1 pseudogene is annotated in these 1,052 nt (G+C 53.9%); it reads left to right on the top strand.

Annotated elements, in window-relative coordinates:
• Positions 1-77: 77 nt before the first annotated feature.
• Positions 78-1,052: pseudogene (locus PQR63_RS23595) on the top strand (IS3 family transposase); the annotation flags it as partial.

Raw genomic sequence — 1,052 nt, 5'->3', positions numbered from 1 at the left:
TGACCTAGCCCGAAGTAATTAGTCCAACGAATGTGAGAGGATTTCACAAGTTGGACGTTATTTTGGAGAAGCAAGTCATGCCAATCAAACATCACAAGCCCGAACAAATTGTCGCCAAGCTGCGGCAGATCGAAGTGTTCACTGCGCAGGGTAAAGTCCTGGCAGCTGCCTGCAAGGATGCAGGTATTTCAGAGCAAAGCTACTACCGCTGGAAGAAGGAATACGGTGGCCTGAAGATCGACCAGGCTAAGAAGTTGAAGGAGCTTGAACGAGAGAATGCAAGGCTGAAGAAGATCGTGGCAGATCTGTCGTTAGAGAAGGCCATGCTCAAGGAAGTCGCCTCGGGAAACTGGTAAGCCCCACACGGAGGCGCGATGCGGTGGCGATGCTCATGAGTCGATTTCGGGTATCGCAACGCATTGCCTGCCGGGTGGTGGGGCAACCCCGTGCGACACAACGCTATCAAGCTATTCCTCGTGCCGATGAGTCGGCCTTGACGCATGCGGTGGTGGAGCTGGCCAATCTCTATGGTCGCTATGGATATCGCACCGTCACTGGCCTGCTGCAACTACAAGGCTGGGATATTCAGCATGGTCGGGTATGGCGTATCTGGAAGGCCGAAGGGCTCAAGGTGCCGCACAAACAGAAACCCCGTGGCCGGCTATTCCTCAATGACGGCTCCTGCATTCGGCTGCGGCCCCAGTATCGAAATCATGTCTGGAGCTATGATTTCGTCAGTTGCCAGACACACGACGGCCGTAAATTCCGTGTGCTTGTTCTGCTCGATGAGCACACACGTGAATGCCTGTCGTTGATTGTAGCCCGTCATATCAAGGCCATGGATGTGCTCGAAGCGCTCTCCGTGCAGATGATTTCCCGAGGTGTGCCGGCTTACATTCGTTCGGACAATGGCCCTGAATTCGTTGCCATCGCGCTACGACAGTGGCTTGCGAAGATCGGTGTACAAACCGCCTATATTGAACCAGGAAGCCCCTGGGAGAATGGCTATTGCGAGTCCTTCAACGGAAAATTCCGAGATCAGTTTCTCAACG

This window comes from Herbaspirillum rhizosphaerae, from assembly GCF_046025915.1.
Classification (GTDB): domain Bacteria; phylum Pseudomonadota; class Gammaproteobacteria; order Burkholderiales; family Burkholderiaceae_D; genus Herbaspirillum; species Herbaspirillum rhizosphaerae_A.
The sequence above is the reverse complement of the archived record's forward strand: the minus strand, read 5'-3'. Positions and strand labels throughout refer to the sequence as shown.